Raw genomic sequence first — 17483 nt, 5'->3', positions numbered from 1 at the left:
CCCGAAGGAACCGAAACGCTGTTCGCGCATCCTGTACCGGCTGCGCGAACAGCGTTCACGGATACGACGCTCTTCGGGCGTCTATGCGTCCTTGGGTTTGCGCCCGACGATGAGGCCGTACACGATCAGCACAATCAGCGAGCCGCCGATCGCGACGAGCCACGTTTGCACGGAGAAGAACTCCTCCAAGGGGGCGTCGAACAGGAGACTCCCGAGCCATCCACCAACGATGGCACCGACAACGCCCAGGATCAGTGTGGCGATCCAGCCTCCTCCCTGTCTGCCGGGCAGAATCAGCTTGGCGATCGCACCCGCGATCAACCCGAGCAGTAGAAAACCTAGAAATCCCATGGTCGCACTCCCTCTCCTCCCTGCGTCGGCTCGTCGTTCCTTTCGTGCGAGCTCACGCAGGGTTCCGTAATTCAGCGGTCGTTATCGAAGACGTTCTTCGCGGCGTCCTTCGTTTTCTCGAACGCCTGCTTAGCGTCGCCCTTCGCTTGGTCGACCTTGCCCTCTGCAGTTTTTTGGTCGTCGCCGGTTACCTTCCCGGTCGCTTCCTTCGCCTTGCCCTTCAATTTGTCCATGTTTGCGGAAGCCTTGTCCTCTGCACTCATTTCCCTGCTCCTTGTCCTTCACATCCGAAATCGACCGGGCCCCGGTGCCGTTGTTGCGCGAAATTCGCCTCCGGCGCTCCTTGCCTCCGATCGGTTTGCGTGTTCATCACGGGGCCGCTGAAGTGGTCCAGCCGCCCTGATGCCCCCGAACGTAGCAAGGGAATCATCGTGTTGCCGGGTGGTTACCAATTGACCGTGACTGCGTTATACTCTGCGGGTCTCCGGGAAGCGCACTCTTTCGGCCTCCGTGGAACCGCCTCTTCTCCTCGCGGCAGGGCGGTTTTCGATGGATAATGAAGGTGATGATGGAGCACCGACACCTGAGAGCACTGCGAGGGGCGATAACTGCCTCGTTCGCGACGTTCGTCGCTCTCATGTCGCACATCGCCGCCGGAGCGGATGTGCCGGGCGCGCTCGGCATCATCGTTCCGCTCGCGATAGCGCTGCCCGTGTGTACGCTCCTCGCCGGACGCAAGCTTTCGCTGCTGGGCCTCAGCGCATCCGTCGTCGTCAGCCAGCTGCTCTTTCACGCGCTCTTCATGTTCGGAACGGCTACGTTGACAATCCAGAGTGGGCACGCGCATCACGGGGCACCCATCGCGGCCGAGACCGTTGCGCAGGGAAGTGGTGCGGTGCACGATCACTCGCACTTCCTGTTCGCAGACAGCCCGGCGATGATGCTGGCTCACGCCCTTGCCGCCGCCGTCACGGTGGCGGGGCTCTTCTACGGTGAAGTCGCGCTCAGGGCGATACTCCGCATCGGCAGAAGGGTCATGGGTTTCGCGCGCGCCGCTCTCGTACTCGTTCCCGTGCCGGAGAAACCGGATGCTCTGAGCATCCCGATCGTCACGGAGCAGCCTCGCGAGCCTGCTGCGAAGGAACTCCTGCCCGTGCACGCCTACCGAGGTCCGCCTCGCTCGATCGCGTAAGGGCCCCCGTCGGTAGTTCAGCCGTTCAATGCGACGCTGCCGGCAGCGCGGTCTCATCTTCATTCGTCGGCATGCCTCGCACGCGGGTGCGCTAGCCGACGCCGTTCAGGGCCGCTCGCTAGGGCGAGTAGGTCATTCCGCTGCGATCGTGCTGTCAGCAGCGCATCGTACGGGTATGGAATCACGGATGCACCGCATCCGAAACGGTCGCGTAGGCGACGAACGAAAGCGAAAACATGCAGAAGAACATCAAGAACACACGCATCAACAAGTTGATGGCGATCAGCGTCACAGGGCTCGCGCTCGGCGGATTCGCGCTGGCCGGATGCTCGGCAACCGCCGAAGAGGAACTGACGGTCACAGACCCGTGGGTGAGATCCGAAGCGGGCGACATGACCGCCATGTTCGGCGAAATCGAGAACACGACGGGCTCGGATCTGCTCATCGACAGCATCGAAACCGAAGTCGCGGACACCGTCGAAATGCACGAGATGGTCGAGGACGACAGCGGCAACATGATCATGCAGGAGATCGAGGGAGGCTTCACGATCCCGGCCGGCGAGACCCTCGTACTCGAGCCAGGAGGCGACCACTTCATGTTCATGGGGTTGCACGACGAGTTGCTCGCGGGAGACACGGTCACGGTCACCGTGCACTTCGACGAAGGTGAGCCGCTCACGATCGAAGCGACGGTCAAGGACTTCCCCGGTGGTAATGAGCCGTACGGGGACGAACACGATGAGCACGGTGGCGATCACGACAGCGATGAGCACGGTGACGATCATGACCACGACGACAGCGGTGACCATTAATGGCTGAGTCGGGTTCTCCGAGTCGGCGGCAGTTCCTCCTGGGAGGGGCTGCCGCCGCCACGGCGGGAGTGGCGATCGGGATCGGCGCGGACCGCGCCGTGCTCGCAGCGCAAAGTGCGGCGGAAGCGCCGCACGGAGAGACGGTGGAGCCGTTCTTCGGCGCTCACCAAGCCGGTATCGCGACCGACGCGCAGGCATACGCGACGCTCCTCGCGTTCGACCTTCGCGAAGAGACCGACAAAGCGGCGCTGCGGCGCATGATGAGCATCCTCACCGACGATGCGGCGCGACTGACGCAGGGCATCCCGGCGCTCGCGGACTCGGAGCCGGAACTCGCTCTGCATCCCGCACGTCTCACGATCACGTTCGGATTCGGGCCCGAATTCGTCACGCGGGCTGAAGGAAGCGCGCCGGCATGGCTCGCGCCGCTTCCGAGCTTCAGGATCGATGCGCTGCAAGAGGAGTATTCGCACGGTGACTTCTTCGTGCAGGTCGCGAGCGATGATCCGACGACCGCCGCGCACGCCGTGCGCATGATCGTCAAGGACACCCGCGGGTTTGCAGCTCCGCGTTGGCAGCAGCGCGGATTCCGTCACAGTCACGGCACCTTCAAACCGGGCGTGACCATGAGAAATCTGTTCGGTCAGGTCGACGGCACGGGGAATACGGTGCCGGGGACGGATGACTTCGACTACGTCGTGTGGTCGAACGACGGCTGGCTCGCCGGCGGAACGTCACTCGTGCTGCGGCGCATCCGTATGGATCTCGACACCTGGGATCACGTCGGTCGCAGTGACCGAGAGCTGTCGGTCGGCAGACGGCTCGATAACGGAGCACCATTGACGGGCGAAGAAGAGCACGACGCCTTGGATCTATCGGCGACGGACGCGGGAGGGCGGCCCGTCATTCCGCCGTACGCGCACGCTCGGAGGGCTCGCAGCGACGACCCGCGAGAGCGCATCTTCCGGCGCGGGTACAACTACGACGATCCCCCTGAGGGCGGTGGAGATGAGAACAGCGGTCAGCTGTTCATGTCGTTCCAGGCCGACGTCGACGCGCAGTTCGTGCCGCTGCAGCGCAGGCTCGAGGAACTCGATCTCCTCAATCTCTGGACGACACCCATCGGCTCGTCGGTCTTCGCGATTCCACCCGGCTGTCAGGAAGGAGGGTACGTAGGGGAGACGCTGCTGGAGTAGGCGAGCTCTTCACGGGTGCCCGGCTGCGGGGCACGCGTGGCACAGGTTCGGTGGCTGAGCCGCTTCCCAGCACCCGGGGAGCGGTTCAGCGCACCGTGCTGCTTCCGGAGCAGCGCAACTCGGACCCGGCCCGGGAGTCTCGGCTCGAGTCCCGAAGGTCCTGCAGGAGTCGGCTGCAGCACGTCCTGGCTTGTCGAGCACACGGAGCGCCGCCGCGTTCTCGTAGGAACTCGCGGTCTTGCCGCACCTATAGGATGGAAGCATGGGTGCATACGCCGACACGCTCGTCATCATCATGCTCGTTATCGCTGCGACCGTCTTCGCAGTGCTGCTGGTCACGGCGCTCGTGCAGGCGGTCAGCTCGCTGTACGGCATGTACGCGAAGCTCACGTGGCTCCTCGTGTTGCTGGCGACCGGGCCCATCGGGATGATCGCCTGGTTCTCGTTCGGCCTCAAGAGCGAGCAGCGGGAGCGCAACATCGAGTACATACGCCGTTGGCGAAAGACGAATCAGGTCGACACGACGGTCGATCTCGACGAGTTCGCAGAAGCTTCCCGCTGATCATCGAGCCGATATCCCCGCTTCGGGAGGCCCCTGTCTCCCCGTAGGATGCTCGCTGCTGCGCGCCCGCGGTAACCCCGTGCTGAGCCGACCCAAACGATCTCGAACTTCGTACAGAACTAGATGGAGAGACGATGCCAACAGCAGTCGCAGACCGACCGGCCTTTCTCGAGGTTACGTGGCATGACGATCACACCGACGCTGTCGGCTACGTCGTCATCGATCGATTGCTGCGCGGCGTCGCGAGCGGCGGACTGCGAATGCGCAAGGGATGCACGCTCGAGGAAGTGCGCGGGTTGGCTGACGCCATGACGAAGAAGGAAGCCATCCATCTCAGTAACGAGCTGCGCTATGTTCCTGTCGGCGGCGCAAAGGGCGGCATCGACTTCGATTCGCGTTCACCGGATGCCCCCGGCGTACTCGAGCGCTTCCTCGACAGCCTCGGGCCGATCCTCCGCACGTATTGGGCAGCCGGCGAAGATCTCGGTGTGCAGCAGGACGTGCTCGACGAGATCTTCGAACGGCGCGGCTGGGGCAGCATGATCACGCCGGTGAGGGCGTTGCTTCCCGACCCGGAAGAAGCCGACCGACGCATCGCAGAGGCGTTCGAGGTCGTCGTCGACGGTGTCGCGCAGGACGAACTGGTCGGCGGGCTCGGTGTCGCCGTCTCCGCACTCACCGCACTGGAATGCAGTGGTCGACGGGCTGCCGAGACGACGGCGATCGTGCAGGGGTTCGGTTCGATGGGAGGTGCGACAGCGCGCTTTCTCGCAGAAGCCGGTGTACGCGTTGTCGGCATCGTCGATGCCGACGGCATGGTCTTCGACGCAGAGGGACTTGACGTCGACGCGATGCTCGGCGCTCGCGATCGTTTCGGCTCGATCGACAGGACGCAGCTCGCCGATCGCGTCGAGCAGTTACCGGGTGATGCCTGGTTGGCAACCGAGTGCGACGTGCTCGTTCCCGCCGCGATCTCGGGCACGATCACAGATGAGAACCAGGGCGCGGTGTTGGCCGACTTCGTCGTTGAGGCCGCGAACTTGCCCGTGACGGCTTCCGCGGAGGCGAGCCTTGCCGAACGCGGCATCCGCGTCGTGCCCGACTTCGTAGCGAACTCCGGAACGAACGCCTGGTGGTGGTGGCTGCTGTTCGGCGATGTCGACGGCAGCTGGCGGGAGTCCAGAGCGCTCGTAGAGCAGCGACTCGGCGAACTCACACGCGAGATATTCACGCTCGCCGATCAGCAGAGCACCACGCTGCGGAGCGCCGCGCAGCAACTCTCGGCAGAACGGTTGGCAGTGCTCGAGGACCGCGAGCGTACGCTGGTGTCATGAGCAACAGCGACGCACTCGCAGCCGCGGAATCGCGCATCCGAGCGATCCCGGACTACCCGCAGCCCGGCGTCGTGTTCCGCGACGTCGCGCCGCTCATCGCGGACGGCGCGAGCCTGCGGGCGAGCGTTTCGGCCATGCTGGAGCCATTCGCCGGCGAATTCGATGTTGTCGCGGGCGTGGAGGCTCGCGGTTTTCTGCTTGCCGGCGTCGCCGCTGCCATCAGTGGCGTTGGCATTCTGCCGGTACGCAAATCGGGGAAGCTGCCGAGACCGGCCGCGAGCGAGGACTACGCGCTCGAGTACGACACCGCGACGATAGAAGTGCAGGCCGACGTGGAAGAGGGCTCGAGCGTGCTGCTGCTTGATGACGTACTTGCTACGGGCGGAACGCTGGATGCTGCCACGGCGCTCGTGCGCCGCGTAGGGCTCGAGCCCGTCGGCATCGCAGTGCTGTTGGAGCTGCCGGAGTTGGGCGGGCGAGCGCGATTGCCGAACGAAGTACCCGTGCACTCGGTATTCACTGCGTAATCGTCAGCGGGAATACCTCCCGCGAACTCCTTGTTGTTTAAATTTGAAAGACATTGATCACGAGGAGATTGAGATGACGAGCGAGCGCCTGCTACACGCTGCGACCGCAATGGATGCCGTGACGCTTCATGTCGGCGACCTGGAAACCATGTCCGACTACTACGCGAAAGCCCTTGCGCTGCAACCGCTCGAGGAGCGGACGCGCGACCGCTCCTTGCACCGCGTTCTCGGGCGCGGCACCACGCCGCTGCTGAAACTCGTGCACACACCGGGTGTTCCCGCCGTCGACCCTCGTCAGGCCGGGCTGTTCCACACCGCGTTCCTCTTCGAGACGCAGGAGGAACTGGCGGCGACCGTGTACCAAGCGGCACAGGAGCCGCGCAGCCGATTCACGGGCTCGAGCGACCACCTCGTGTCGGAGGCCTTCTACTTCACCGACCCCGAGGGCAACGGCATAGAACTGTACTGGGATCGGCCGCGCGAACAGTGGGACTGGACGGGCAACCGAGTCGCAATGGACACCATCTACCTCGACCCGAACGAGTATCTGCGCAAGCATCTGACGGAGGACGCCGTCGCAAGCGTTGCGCAGGGCGATGGGACAATCGGCCACGTGCACCTGCAGGTCGGCGACGTCGAAACGGCACGGAGTTTCTACGTCGATACGCTCGGTTTCGAAACTACCGTCTCGGCTTATCCGGGGGCGCTGTTCGCGTCCGCAGGCGGCTACCACCATCACGTCGCGATGAACACGTGGAACAGCGGGGGAGTGGGGCCGCGCGCGGCGACGCTGGGTCTCGGCGACGTAGCGATCACGGTACCCGGCCGGGAGGACCTCGATGCGCTGACCACGCGGCTGCGGGACGGCGGCTTCCAGTTCGCGGATGAAACGTCATTCGTGCGTCTCCGTGACCCGTGGAACACCCAGGTGACCGTCTCGGTTCGCGGTGCCGATGTCGACACCGTGCTCAGCCGCTAGGCCTCATCACACGTCAACTTCTCGGTCGCTGGGCGACGACACGCCGCAAATGCGCATCGCCATCGTCAGGCGACCGAGAAGTTGGCGGGCTGAAATGGGAATCAGTAGGTGTCGGATGGGCCACGGGTATCGCCGAGCACCTCAGCGCCGTGGCGCTCGCGGAAGGACGCAACTGCGGCATCCGACCCCTGCACCATGAGCGTGACATCGGCTGAAACGAACGCGAACTTCGCCCCGCGCGCGATCACACGATCGGCGTCAGCCGGGTTGAACGCGTTCACGCCGACGGGCTTTCCAGCAGCGTTGACAGCATCGATCACCCCGTCGACGGCAGCGACGACGTCAGGGTGCGCAGGGTTACCGGGATGCCCCATCGAGCCCGCGAGGTCGGCCGGCCCTACGAAGAGTGCGTCGACCCCGTCGACAGCAGCGATCTCGGCCGCATTGCGCGCCCCTTCGACCGTCTCGATCTGGACCGTGAGCGAAACGAAGCGGTCCGCACTGTTGACGTAGCCGGGAACCCGGCCCCACCGCGCAGAGCGAGCGAGCGCGGAACCGATGCCGCGGGTCCCTTCGCGTTCGCCTGCGGCACCCGGGTATCGCACAGCGCGCACCGCGGACTCCGCTTCCTCAGCATTGGAGACCATAGGTACGAGCACGTTCTGCGCGCCCGCGTCGAGGAACTGCTTGATCAACACGTGGTCGTTCCACGGCAGCCGCACGATCGGCGTCACCGCATACGGTGCGACCGCCTGCAGAATCGGTACGACGCTATCGATGCCGATCGGGCCGTGTTCGCCGTCGACGAGCAGCAGGTCGGCGCCGGAGCCGGCGACGATCTCCGCTGCGCATGGAGATCCCGAGGCGGTCCAGAGGCCGACGAGCGGGCCATCCGTCTCGGTAAGAACGTCGCGGAAGACCGGTGAGAGCTTCATTCGAACGTCACCTCGACTGCGCCGAAGTGCTGATATTCGGCGTGGACCGTGTCACCGGGGCTGACCCAGACGGGCCTGGTGAACGACCCCGCCAGCAGGAGCGAACCGGCCTCTATCGCCTGACCGTGCTGCCCGAATCGATTCGCGAGCCAGGCTGCACTCTCTGCGGGATGCCCGAGGACGCCGGCGGATACTCCGGTCTCGATGATCTCACCGTTCACGGCGCAGGTCGCGCCGATCCAGGCGAGGTCGTGCTCACGGGGAGCCGCCTCTCGGTCGCCGATGACGACGGCGCCGAGTGCCGCGTTGTCGGCGATGGTGTCGACGATCGTCCTGCCGCTCAGTTCGATGTGCGAGTCGAGGATCTCGAGCGCCGGCACGACGACTTCGGTCGCTGCGAGAACGTCCTCTGCTGTCACGTTCGTGCCCTCGAGGCGGTCCTTCAGGATGAACGCGAGTTCCACCTCGACCCGGACGTTCGACCAGCGCGCGTGCTCGACGCTCTCGCCCGAACGAACGAGCTGGTCGGCGAAGATGACGCCGTAGTCGGGCTCATCGATGCCCGTCGCCTCCTGCATCGCGTGACTCGTCAAGCCGATCTTGAAGCCGACGACCCGGCCCCCGGCATCCTCACGGCGCTGACGCCAGAGCCCCTGGATCGCGTAGGAGTCCTCGACCGTCATGCCGGGAAATCGCGGGCTCACGAGCGGAATCGTGGAACGGGAGGCCGTTGCCTCCGAGAGTTCGTCGGCGATCTGCACCGTCTGCTCGTCGGTCAGCACTCGACCTGTCTTCGGAACGCTTGACTTGAAATCGGCCATCAGAGCTGATTCCCGAGTTTGAAGCCCTTCGCGGCTTCACCTCTGTACGAGCCGTCCTCGTCACCCTCGCGGGTGTACGAGAAGCCGTCGGCGCCGATCGTCACGGCCATCTCCGAGTCGTCGGTGCGGGCTACAACGGGCTGAGGATTGCCGTCGAGGTCGAGCACGAGCGATGCGTCCGTATACCAGGAGGGTACGACGGGGTTGCCCCACCAGTCGCGACGCTGGTTGTCGTGCACATCCCAGGTGATAACGGGATTGTCGGGGTCGCCCGTGTAGTAGTCCTGCGTGTAGATCTCGACGCGGTGACCGTCGGGGTCGGTGATGTAGAGATAGAACGCGTTCGAGACGCCGTGACGACCCGGCCCGCGCTCGATGTGGTCAGACATGCGCAGAGCACCGAGCTTGTCGCAGATCGCGAGGATGTTGTGCTTCTCGTGCGTCGAGAACGCCACGTGGTGCATTCGTGGGCCATCGCCTCCCGTCGCGGCCGTGTCGTGCACGGTCGGCTTGCGGCGCATCCACGCTGCGTATACGGTGCCGGCGTCGTCCTGGATGTCCTCCGTCACTCGGAATCCGAGGTCCTGGTAGTGCTTGACGGCGCGAGGAACATCGGGGGTGACCTGGTTGAAGTGATCCAGGCGCACGAGTGCGCCGGGGGTATACAGGTCGTAGCGCCAAGCGAGACGCTCGACGTGTTCGACGTCGTAGAAGAACTCGTAGGGGAATCCGAGCGGATCGACGACACGAACCGAGTCGCCGATGCCCTGCACGAATCCGTCGGGGTTCCTGCGGACATCGCAGCCGAGTTCCTCGTAGAAGGCGACCGCCTTATCGAGTTCCTCGGGGCTACGCACGCGGTAGGAGAATGCAGCGACAGCGGCAACTGGCCCCTTGCGCAGCACGAGGTTGTGGTGAATGAACTCCTCGATCGAGCGCAGGTAGATCGCTTCCTCGTCTTCAGCGGTGACGGTGAGGCCGAGAACGTCAACGTAGAAAGCGCGTGAGCGTTGCAGATCGGCGACGACGAGCTCCATGTACGCGCATCGCAGAATGTCGGGTGCGGGCGCCGACGGCGTCGGCACCGGATTGTCACTGTGGATGGGCGCCTCCTGGCTCACATAGAAGCCCGAGGACGTCTTGATTCGATCGTTCTTGCTCATTGCAGCATCCTTGCTTTCTTGCGACCTTCGTCGTTAGTTCTTTCCGAAGACGGGGTTGTGCACTTCACCGAGGTTGATGTGCACGGCCTGCTGATCGGTGTAGAAGTCGATCGAGCGGTAACCGCCCTCGTGGCCGAGACCGGAGGCCTTGACACCGCCGAACGGCGTGCGGAGGTCACGCACGTTGTTCGAGTTCAGCCACACCATGCCGGCTTCGACGTTCTGGGCGAAGTTGTGCGATCGCTTGAGATCGTTCGTCCAGATGTATGCGGCAAGACCGTACTTCGTGTTGTTCGCGAGCTCGAGGGCCTCTTCGTCGGTGTCGAAGGGGGTGATGGCGACGACGGGGCCGAAAATCTCCTCCTGGAAGATCCTGGCGTCGGGAGAGACGTCGGCGAAGACGGTCGGCTGCACGAAGTTGCCCTCCGGGAACGCCTCGGGGCGGCCGCCACCGGCGGTGAGGCGGGCCTCCCGCTTGCCGATTTCGACGTAGCTCATGACCTTTTCGAAGTGCTCGGGGTGCACGAGTGCGCCGACTTCGGTCGACTCGTCCTCCGGCAACCCGACCTTCACGCGGGACGCTTGCGCCGAGTAGCGCTCGACGAACTCGTCGTAGACGCTCCTCTGGACGAGGATGCGCGAGCCTGCTGTGCACCGCTCGCCATTCAGGGAGAACACGCCGAAGATGGTCGCGTCGATTGCCGCGTCGAGGTCGGCGTCTTCGAACACGATGGCCGGGCTCTTGCCGCCGAGCTCCATCGAGAGGCCCTTGAGGTGGGGGGCAGCGTTGGCGAAGATGATCTGCCCCGTCGCGGATTCTCCCGTGAAGGAGATCAGGGGAACATCCGGGTGCTTGACGAGCGAGTCGCCCGCGAACCCCTCTTCCCCGTAGCCGTGCACCATGTTGAAGACACCGGCCGGCAGGCCCGCTTCTTCGAAGATGCCGGGCCACAGGGATGCCGAGAGCGGGGTGAATTCCGCGGGCTTCAGCACGACGGTGTTGCCGGTTGCGATGGCGGGGCCGAGCTTCCATGACTCGAGCATGAAGGGAGTGTTCCACGGAGTGATGAGGCCCGCGACGCCGATCGGCTTGCGGTTGACGTAGTTCGCCTGACGCCCCGGCACCTTGAAGGCGTCATCGTGCTGCGCGACGATGAGATCTGCGAAGAACCGGAAGTTCTCGGCAGCACGTCGTGCCTGTCCGAGTGCCTGCTTGATGGGCAGCCCCGTGTCGAAGCACTCGAGCTCCGCGAGGGCCTGACCGCGGTCCTCGACGATGTCGGCTATGCGGTGCAGCACGCGCGAACGCTCACGCGGGAGCATCTTGGGCCACGGACCCTCTTCGAACGCGTGCTTGGCCGCGGCGACCGCTGCGTCGATGTCGGCCTTCTTGCCGCTCGCGGCTTTCGTGTACGCCTCGTTGCTGACCGGGTCGAGAACGTCGAACGTGTCACCGTCGATCGACTCGACACGTTCGCCGCCGATGTAGTGGGGAATGAGCTCGGGGATGCCCTGAGGTCTACGGGTCATGGTGCGCTCCTTAACGTCCTGCTTCTGGTTGGTTCTTGTGAAGAAATGCGTACGGGGTCGCCAGTCGGTGCTCCCGAACCGCGAGTTCGATCTCGCGTTCGTCTGCGCCCGTGGCGATGAGATTGATGATGTTCTCGTGCTCGGCGATGGAAGCGTGGGCTCGTTCCGGTACGAACGCGAACGTCGAGCGGCGGAGCCGCGCGAGTCGATTCCAGCCGCGATCCACGAGGTCGGAAAGGTGGCTGTTGGGGCAGCGATCGGAGAGCACGCGGTGGAAGCGCTCGTTGAGGTCGGAGAACGCTCGTGGATCGAATCCGTCGGCATGCAGCAGATCCTCGAGCTTGGCGTTCAATCCGCGAGCTCTTACGAGGTCGTCCGCGGTGATCGTGGGTGCTGCGATCGAGATGGCGGCCCCTTCGACAACGGAGAGCGTCTGCACGGTCTCGAAGTACTCGTGCTGGTCGATCTCCGCGACGCGAGCACCCACGTTGCGTTCGAAGGAGACGAGTCCCTCGGCTTCGAGCCGCCGGATCGCCTCGCGTACTGGCACGACCGAGACATCGAGCTCATTGCCGATCCGCTCGAGCACGAGTCGCTGCCCCGGTTCGTAGTCACCGGAGAGGATGCGCTCGTGCAGTAGCGTGTATGCCCGCTGCGACTTCGACTCGGCAACGACGGTCACTGCCGCTCCGCATCGAAGCGAGCTCGCCACTCTGCATTCATGGGGAACAGTCCGTCGACGGGGTTGCCCTCGTCGACCATGCGCGCGATAAAGGTCTCCTCGGCCTCCTGCTGCTCGGCCTCCTCTACGAGTTCGGCAGCCAACGCGGGAGGGATGACCATGACGCCGTCTGGCCCGCCGTAGATGATGTCGCCTGGCTGGACAGCGCATCCGCCGCAGGTGATGGTCTGGTCTACGTCCCAGGGCACGTGCACTCTGCCGAGCACTGCCGGATGCCCGCCGGAGTGGAAGGTGGGCACCCCGATCTCGGTGACTTCCTCGAGGTCGCGGACGCCGCCATCGGTGACGATGCCCGCCGCGCCGAGGTTGCGTGCTCGGAGTGCGAGGATATCGCCGAGTGTGCCGGAGCGCGTCTCGCCCCTGGCCTCCATCACGAGAACGTCGCCGGATTCGAGCGAATCGAAGAGGCGCTTCTGCGCGTTGTAGCCGCCTCCGTGACTCTTGAAGAGGTCTTCGCGATTCGCGATGTACCGCAGCGTGCGGGCGGTGCCGATGACTTTCTTCCCAGGTTGTGTCGGCTGCAGGCCCTCGATCGTGACGTTGTTGAGGCCGCGTTTGCGGAGAAGGCTCGAGAGCGTCGCCTGTGCGACGTTCTCGAGGCGCTGCCTGAGCTCCGGTGTCAGCGCTGCGCGTGAATCGGTGAAGTCGGTGAGGGGCCGGCCGGATGCGTCGGCCCACTGCTCGGGGGTCGCTTTGGGCTGTGCGCTGTAGGCCGCGACGGGCTCGATTCCCTGCACGGCAGTGGTGATGAGCTTGCCGCTTGTGAAGCCGTTCGCCGTCACCTCGACGGTGACGGTTTCGCCGGGGGAGAAGGTGGATGCGCCGGCCGGGGTGCCGGTCAGGATGACGTCTCCGCGTTCCAGCGTGATCAACTGCGAGAGATCGGAGACGATCTGCGGAAGCGAGAACAGCAGCGTGGCGGAGTTATCGGCCTGCACGAGTTCGTCGCCGTGCCAGGCACGCACTTCGATGTCGGCCGGATCGATTTCGGCAGCGGGAATCAGCTCGGGGCCGATCGGTGTGAAGCCGTCGCCGCCTTTCGATCGGACGTTGGCTCCTTTGTCTGCCCAGCGGAAGTCGAAGACACCGAGATCGTTCGATGCCGTGACGGTGCCGACCTTCGACCAGGCTTCCGCTTCGGACACACGGTGGCAGGTCTCGCCGATGACGAGGGCGATTTCTCCCTCGAACCCCAGGATTTCGGCACCGGCGGGCAGCTCGACCTCGCCGGAGAGTGCGAGGGAGGTGCTGGGCTTGAGGAAGTAGCCGGGAGCCTCCGGTGTACGGCCCTTCTGTTCTGCACGGGCGCGGTAGCCGATGTGCATCGCGAAGACTTTGCCCGGCTTCTCGCCGAGGAGCGTCCACGCGCGCTGTGCTGCTCGTGGCGAGCCGGCGTCGGGCTGATTCTGGAGAGGCTGCTTCGTCGCGTTGTCCATAGCCATATCGTATATGATCTGGATTCATCGGGCAAGACGTTCTTTGCTGCACGAGGATGCGCTGACGCTGCATGACGGGCGATTTTCGGATTCACCATAGGTGGTTCCAACCGCGGCTCGCCGGTTGAAAACTCGGGGTTGCGAATAGCCGGGGTGTTTCGTATACGATCTGTGGGAATCGAAGACAAGGGAGTCGCTTGTGACTAATCCGCAGAAGAACTTGGCGAAAGAACGGCGCAAGATCGTAGCCGCGACCGTCGTCGGCACCACCGTCGAGTGGTACGACTTCTTCATCTACGCGTTCGCCGCCAACCTGGTGTTCCAACAGCTGTTCTTCGGGCCGGCGGGCCCGCAGGTCGGCCAGCTCGCAGCCCTGGCATCCATCGGGCTCTCGTTCCTCTTCCGACCGCTCGGCGCATTCCTCGCGGGCCACTTCGGTGACCGACTCGGTCGTCGACCAATGCTCGTCATCACGCTCTTGCTGATGGGCGTCGCGACGGTTGCGGTCGGTCTGCTGCCGACGTACGAGACCATCGGTATCGCAGCACCGATCCTGTTGCTCCTCTGCCGTATCCTGCAGGGCATCTCGGCCGGCGGCGAGTGGGGCGGAGCGGTTCTGATGGCCGTAGAACACGCGCCACAGGGGCGTCGCGGGTTGTTCGGGCAGTTCCCGCAGCTGGGTGTTCCCTTCGGCATGCTGCTGGCATCCGGAGTGCTCGCGCTCATGCAGGTCGTCACCACGGACGAGCAGTGGCTCGCATGGGGTTGGCGCGTGCCCTTCATCTCTTCAATTGTGCTCATCTTCGTCGGATTCTGGGTGCGTAGGACGGTTGAAGAGTCGCCCGTCTTCTCGGAGATGCAGGACATCAAAGCGAAGTCCTCGGCCCCCATCGCAGTGCTCTTCAAGGCCTTCGCTCCCTTCGTCATATTCGCGGCGTTCGTGTTCGCAGGCAACAATGCTGTGGGCTACATGATCACGGGCGGTTTCGTGCAGGGATACGCTTCGCGTCCGGTCGACGCGGACGTTCCAGGGCTCGGTTTCGACGGGCCCGCCGTGCAGATGGCCGTCCTGGTGGCAGCCGCCATGTGGGCCATCGCGACCGCATTCGGCGGCTGGCTGTCCGACATCATCGGCCGGCGGAACACCTATCTGATCGGTTATGTGATCCTCGCGATCACGGCCGTCCCGCTCTTCGAGCTCGTGAAGCAGGGGCCCGTCATGATCGGTGTCGCGGGATGTCTGCTGGCGGTCGGCCTCGGTCTCACGTACGGGCCGCAGGCCGCCTGGTACGCAGAGGTGTTCCCGGCATCCGTGCGATTCTCGGGCGTTTCGATCTCGTACGCCATCGGCGCGGTCATCGGTGGCGCGTTCTCACCGCTCATCGCGCAGTGGCTGATGGATACTTTCGACGGCAACACGTGGGCGATCGTTCCCTACCTGCTGCTCATGGTCGTTATCGGCATCATCGGCTCGCTGCTATTGCGGGAGCGACGAGACATCCCGTTGACGAGCCAGATCGAAGTCGACGGCGAATGGGAGACCTGGAGCCGCGAGAAGGTTCAACGGTAGACAGACGACGAAGTGCCCCCTTCTACGGAAGGGGGCACTTCTGTTCCTAGAGGATCAGGCAGCGTTGACGTAGCGCTCCGGCTCCGCGTCGAACAGCGGGGCCCTGGAGGTTCAGACGGTTTTTATCGGTCTGGATGCCGTCTGCACCCGTAAAAACCGTCTCGAACTGCTCTTGGCTGAACTGCATTCGGGTTAAACTCGCTCGGGAGCCCGCAGGGGAGCGGAACCGGCGCCCTGGGTCGAAGCCTGGTCGTCGGCCTTCGCTTTGAACGTGCGGAGGCGCAGGCTGTTCGATACGACGAAGACGCTCGAGAGCGCCATGGCCGCGCCGGCGAGCATGGGGTTCAACAGCCCCAGCGCAGCCAACGGAATCGCTGCGGTGTTGTACGCGAAGGCCCAGAAGAGGTTCGTCTTGATGGTGCTCAGCGTCCTCCTCGCGAGCCGGATCGCATCCGCGGCCGCGCGCAGATCACCGCGAACGAGCGTGATGTCCGCGGCTTCGATCGCGACATCCGTTCCAGTGCCCATCGCGAGCCCGAGATCCGCCTGCGCGAGCGCCGGGGCATCGTTGACGCCGTCGCCGACCATGGCAACGGTCCTACCGTCGCTCTGCAGCTTGGTGATGACGTCGACCTTGTCCTTCGGCAGCACCTCTGCGAAGACCTGCTCGATGCCGACCTCGGCTGCGACCTGCTCGGCGACCGTGCGGTTGTCGCCGGTCAGTAGCACCGGGGTCAGGCCGAGCTGGCGGAACTGCGCGATCGCCTGAGCGCTCGTCGGCTTGATCTGGTCGGAGACCACGAGCACGCCTCTGGCGCTACCGTCCCAGCCGACGACGATCGCGGTCTTGCCCTGCCGCTCCGCATCCCGTTTGGCGCTCTTCAGACGCCCGTCGAGATGAATCGACCAGTCCGCGAGCAGCGAGCCGCGGCCCGCGAGCACCGCGCGACCCTCGACGACGCCCTGCACGCCCTTGCCCTCGATGTTCTCGAAAGACTCCGGTGTCGGCAGGTCGCCGACCTCGGCAGTAGCGCCGGCGGCGATGGCCCGCGCGATGGGATGCTCGGAAAAGTCCTCGAGCCCGCCCGCGATTCGGAGCAGCTCGGCGCGATCCACGCCATCGGCTGCAATGACGTCGGTGAGGGTCATCTTGCCGGTCGTGACGGTCCCGGTCTTGTCGAGCACGATCGTGTCGACCTTCTTGGTCGATTCCAGTACCTCCGGCCCCTTGATCAGCACACCCATCTGTGCGCCGCGGCCGGTTCCGACCAGCAGCGCGGTCGGGGTTGCGAGACCGAGGGCGCAGGGGCAGGCGATGATGAGCACTGCGACCGCGGCCGTGAATCCGGCGGCGAGGGGAAAGCCCGCTCCGATCCAAGCGCCCAGCGCTCCGACGGCCACCGCGATCGCGATGGGCACGAAGACTCCCGACACGCGGTCAGCGAGGCGCTGAACCTCGGCCTTCCCCGACTGCGCATCCTCGACGAGCTTCGCCATGTGCGCGAGCTGAGTGTCGGAGCCGACACGGCTGGCCTGCACGACGAGGCGTCCACCGGCGTTCACGGTTGCGCCCGTGACGGCGTCCCCCTCGGCGACCTCCACAGGTACGGATTCGCCGGTAAGCATGGAGGCATCGATCGCCGACGTGCCGGTGACGATGACGCCGTCGGTTGCGATCTTCTCTCCCGGTCGAACCACGAACTCATCGCCGACGTGCAGGTCGTCGATCGAGATCCGCTCTTCCCTGCCCTCTCGAATGATCGAGACCTCTTTGGCTCCCAGCTCGAGGAGCGCGCGCAACGCGGCACCGGCTCGGCGCTTCGATCGCTTCTCGAAGTAGCGGCCCAGCAGAATGAAGGTGATGACTCCCGCGGCCACCTCGAGGTAGATGTTGCCGAAGCCGTCGCTCCGCGAGATCGTGAACTCGAACGGGTGGACAACGCCCCTGTCCCCGGCGGTGCCGAAGAAGAGCGCGAAGATCGACCAGAGCAGCGCGGCGGTCGTGCCGACCGAGATCAGGGTGTCCATTGTCGCGGCACCGTGCCGCAGATTCATCCAGGCCGCCCTGTGGAAGGGCCATCCGGCCCATACGACCACGGGAGCGGCAAGCGCGAGCGATGCGAAGCCCCAGTAGTCGAACTGGAAGGCCGGCACCATCGCCATGGCGATGACGGGGACGGCAAGGGCTGTGGAACCGATGAGGCGCTGGCGCAGCACGCGCAACTCGGCATCCTCTCTCGATTCGCCTTCCACGCCCTCGGCGGGAGCCGTGTCCTTCGACGGGGGCAGCTCGGCGGTGTAACCCGTCTTCTCGACCTCGGCGATCAGCAGCG

17 protein-coding genes are annotated in these 17483 nt (G+C 64.8%); 8 read left to right on the top strand and 9 right to left on the bottom strand.

Annotated features, from left to right (window positions below; translation table 11 throughout):
- Nucleotides 1–81: 81 nt before the first annotated feature.
- Both Q0O95_RS04590 and Q0O95_RS04585 read right to left on the bottom strand, forming a co-directional pair.
- The gene (locus Q0O95_RS04590; protein WP_293695817.1) at nt 82–351 is read right to left on the bottom strand and encodes a GlsB/YeaQ/YmgE family stress response membrane protein; all 270 of its coding nucleotides are present in this window, start codon (nt 349–351) and stop codon (nt 82–84) included.
- A 71-nt stretch (nt 352–422) separates the two neighbouring features.
- The gene (locus Q0O95_RS04585) at nt 423–614 is read right to left on the bottom strand and encodes a CsbD family protein (protein ID WP_293695814.1); all 192 of its coding nucleotides are present in this window, start codon (nt 612–614) and stop codon (nt 423–425) included.
- Nucleotides 615–916: 302 nt separating this feature from the next.
- Between Q0O95_RS04585 and Q0O95_RS04580 the strand changes: the two genes are divergently transcribed.
- From Q0O95_RS04580 to Q0O95_RS04550, 7 genes are all read left to right on the top strand, one after another.
- Nucleotides 917–1543: a hypothetical protein gene (locus Q0O95_RS04580; RefSeq protein WP_293695811.1), complete on the top strand. Its 627-nt coding sequence runs from the start codon at nt 917–919 to the stop codon at nt 1541–1543.
- Between the two features lie 236 nt (nt 1544–1779).
- Nucleotides 1780–2355: a copper chaperone PCu(A)C gene (locus tag Q0O95_RS04575; protein ID WP_293695809.1), complete on the top strand. Its 576-nt coding sequence runs from the start codon at nt 1780–1782 to the stop codon at nt 2353–2355.
- Nucleotides 2355–3551, top strand: coding sequence for a Dyp-type peroxidase (locus tag Q0O95_RS04570; RefSeq protein WP_293695806.1), 1197 nt, complete (start codon nt 2355–2357; stop codon nt 3549–3551). The genes Q0O95_RS04575 and Q0O95_RS04570 overlap by 1 nt, the downstream gene beginning before the upstream one ends.
- 262 nt (nt 3552–3813) lie before the next feature.
- Complete coding sequence (locus Q0O95_RS04565) at nt 3814–4113, top strand: hypothetical protein (RefSeq protein ID WP_293695803.1); 300 nt, start codon at nt 3814–3816, stop codon at nt 4111–4113.
- Between the two features lie 134 nt (nt 4114–4247).
- Complete coding sequence (locus tag Q0O95_RS04560; protein ID WP_293695801.1) at nt 4248–5447, top strand: Glu/Leu/Phe/Val dehydrogenase dimerization domain-containing protein; 1200 nt, start codon at nt 4248–4250, stop codon at nt 5445–5447.
- Entirely contained in the window at nt 5444–5974 is a 531-nt protein-coding gene (locus tag Q0O95_RS04555; protein ID WP_293695799.1) for an adenine phosphoribosyltransferase, read from the top strand. Before Q0O95_RS04560 ends, Q0O95_RS04555 begins: the two co-directional genes overlap by 4 nt.
- A 73-nt stretch (nt 5975–6047) precedes the next feature.
- Complete coding sequence (locus Q0O95_RS04550; RefSeq protein WP_293695796.1) at nt 6048–6953, top strand: VOC family protein; 906 nt, start codon at nt 6048–6050, stop codon at nt 6951–6953.
- A 101-nt stretch (nt 6954–7054) separates the two neighbouring features.
- Here the strand turns inward: Q0O95_RS04550 and Q0O95_RS04545 are convergent, their stop codons facing one another.
- From Q0O95_RS04545 to Q0O95_RS04520, 6 genes are read right to left on the bottom strand one after another with little or no spacing between them, the layout of a single operon-like run.
- The gene (locus tag Q0O95_RS04545; RefSeq protein WP_293695794.1) at nt 7055–7888 is read right to left on the bottom strand and encodes an aldolase/citrate lyase family protein; all 834 of its coding nucleotides are present in this window, start codon (nt 7886–7888) and stop codon (nt 7055–7057) included.
- On the bottom strand, nt 7885–8709 hold the full coding sequence (locus Q0O95_RS04540; RefSeq protein ID WP_293695792.1) for a fumarylacetoacetate hydrolase family protein: 825 nt from the start codon (nt 8707–8709) through the stop codon (nt 7885–7887). Before Q0O95_RS04540 ends, Q0O95_RS04545 begins: the two co-directional genes overlap by 4 nt.
- A complete protein-coding gene (hpaD, locus tag Q0O95_RS04535) occupies nt 8709–9872 on the bottom strand; it encodes a 3,4-dihydroxyphenylacetate 2,3-dioxygenase (protein WP_293695790.1) in 1164 nt (387 codons plus the stop codon). Before hpaD ends, Q0O95_RS04540 begins: the two co-directional genes overlap by 1 nt.
- A gap of 33 nt (nt 9873–9905) precedes the next feature.
- A complete protein-coding gene (gene hpaE, locus Q0O95_RS04530; RefSeq protein WP_293695788.1) occupies nt 9906–11402 on the bottom strand; it encodes a 5-carboxymethyl-2-hydroxymuconate semialdehyde dehydrogenase in 1497 nt (498 codons plus the stop codon).
- A gap of 10 nt (nt 11403–11412) precedes the next feature.
- Nucleotides 11413–12084 (bottom strand): GntR family transcriptional regulator, encoded by a 672-nt coding sequence (locus Q0O95_RS04525; protein WP_293695785.1) that lies wholly within the window; start codon nt 12082–12084, stop codon nt 11413–11415.
- Nucleotides 12081–13469 (bottom strand): fumarylacetoacetate hydrolase family protein, encoded by a 1389-nt coding sequence (locus Q0O95_RS04520; RefSeq protein WP_293695847.1) that lies wholly within the window; start codon nt 13467–13469, stop codon nt 12081–12083. Before Q0O95_RS04520 ends, Q0O95_RS04525 begins: the two co-directional genes overlap by 4 nt.
- A 310-nt stretch (nt 13470–13779) precedes the next feature.
- Here Q0O95_RS04520 and Q0O95_RS04515 point away from each other — a divergent pair, with 310 nt between their 5' ends.
- Nucleotides 13780–15150: an MFS transporter gene (locus Q0O95_RS04515; protein ID WP_293695783.1), complete on the top strand. Its 1371-nt coding sequence runs from the start codon at nt 13780–13782 to the stop codon at nt 15148–15150.
- Between the two features lie 192 nt (nt 15151–15342).
- Here Q0O95_RS04515 and Q0O95_RS04510 read toward each other — a convergent pair.
- The coding region (locus Q0O95_RS04510) for a cation-translocating P-type ATPase (RefSeq protein WP_293695781.1) at nt 15343–17483 on the bottom strand (2141 nt) is incomplete at its 5' end.

This window comes from uncultured Agrococcus sp., from assembly GCF_945915485.1.
GTDB lineage: Bacteria > Actinomycetota > Actinomycetes > Actinomycetales > Microbacteriaceae > Agrococcus.
This window is presented reverse-complemented; position numbering and strand designations above follow the sequence as displayed.

Bases quoted from the DNA above. Each gene is read 5' to 3' on its own strand.
- Q0O95_RS04590 (WP_293695817.1), bottom strand. From the start codon at position 351: ATGGGATTTCTAGGTTTTCTACTGCTCGGGTTGATCGCGGGTGCGATC.
- Q0O95_RS04585 (WP_293695814.1), bottom strand. From the start codon at position 614: ATGAGTGCAGAGGACAAGGCTTCCGCAAACATGGACAAATTGAAGGGC.
- Q0O95_RS04580 (WP_293695811.1), top strand. From the start codon at position 917: ATGATGGAGCACCGACACCTGAGAGCACTGCGAGGGGCGATAACTGCC.
- Q0O95_RS04575 (WP_293695809.1), top strand. From the start codon at position 1,780: ATGCAGAAGAACATCAAGAACACACGCATCAACAAGTTGATGGCGATC.
- Q0O95_RS04570 (WP_293695806.1), top strand. From the start codon at position 2,355: ATGGCTGAGTCGGGTTCTCCGAGTCGGCGGCAGTTCCTCCTGGGAGGG.
- Q0O95_RS04565 (WP_293695803.1), top strand. From the start codon at position 3,814: ATGGGTGCATACGCCGACACGCTCGTCATCATCATGCTCGTTATCGCT.
- Q0O95_RS04560 (WP_293695801.1), top strand. From the start codon at position 4,248: ATGCCAACAGCAGTCGCAGACCGACCGGCCTTTCTCGAGGTTACGTGG.
- Q0O95_RS04555 (WP_293695799.1), top strand. From the start codon at position 5,444: ATGAGCAACAGCGACGCACTCGCAGCCGCGGAATCGCGCATCCGAGCG.
- Q0O95_RS04550 (WP_293695796.1), top strand. From the start codon at position 6,048: ATGACGAGCGAGCGCCTGCTACACGCTGCGACCGCAATGGATGCCGTG.
- Q0O95_RS04545 (WP_293695794.1), bottom strand. From the start codon at position 7,888: ATGAAGCTCTCACCGGTCTTCCGCGACGTTCTTACCGAGACGGATGGC.
- Q0O95_RS04540 (WP_293695792.1), bottom strand. From the start codon at position 8,709: ATGGCCGATTTCAAGTCAAGCGTTCCGAAGACAGGTCGAGTGCTGACC.
- hpaD (WP_293695790.1), bottom strand. From the start codon at position 9,872: ATGAGCAAGAACGATCGAATCAAGACGTCCTCGGGCTTCTATGTGAGC.
- hpaE (WP_293695788.1), bottom strand. From the start codon at position 11,402: ATGACCCGTAGACCTCAGGGCATCCCCGAGCTCATTCCCCACTACATC.
- Q0O95_RS04520 (WP_293695847.1), bottom strand. From the start codon at position 13,469: ATGCACATCGGCTACCGCGCCCGTGCAGAACAGAAGGGCCGTACACCG.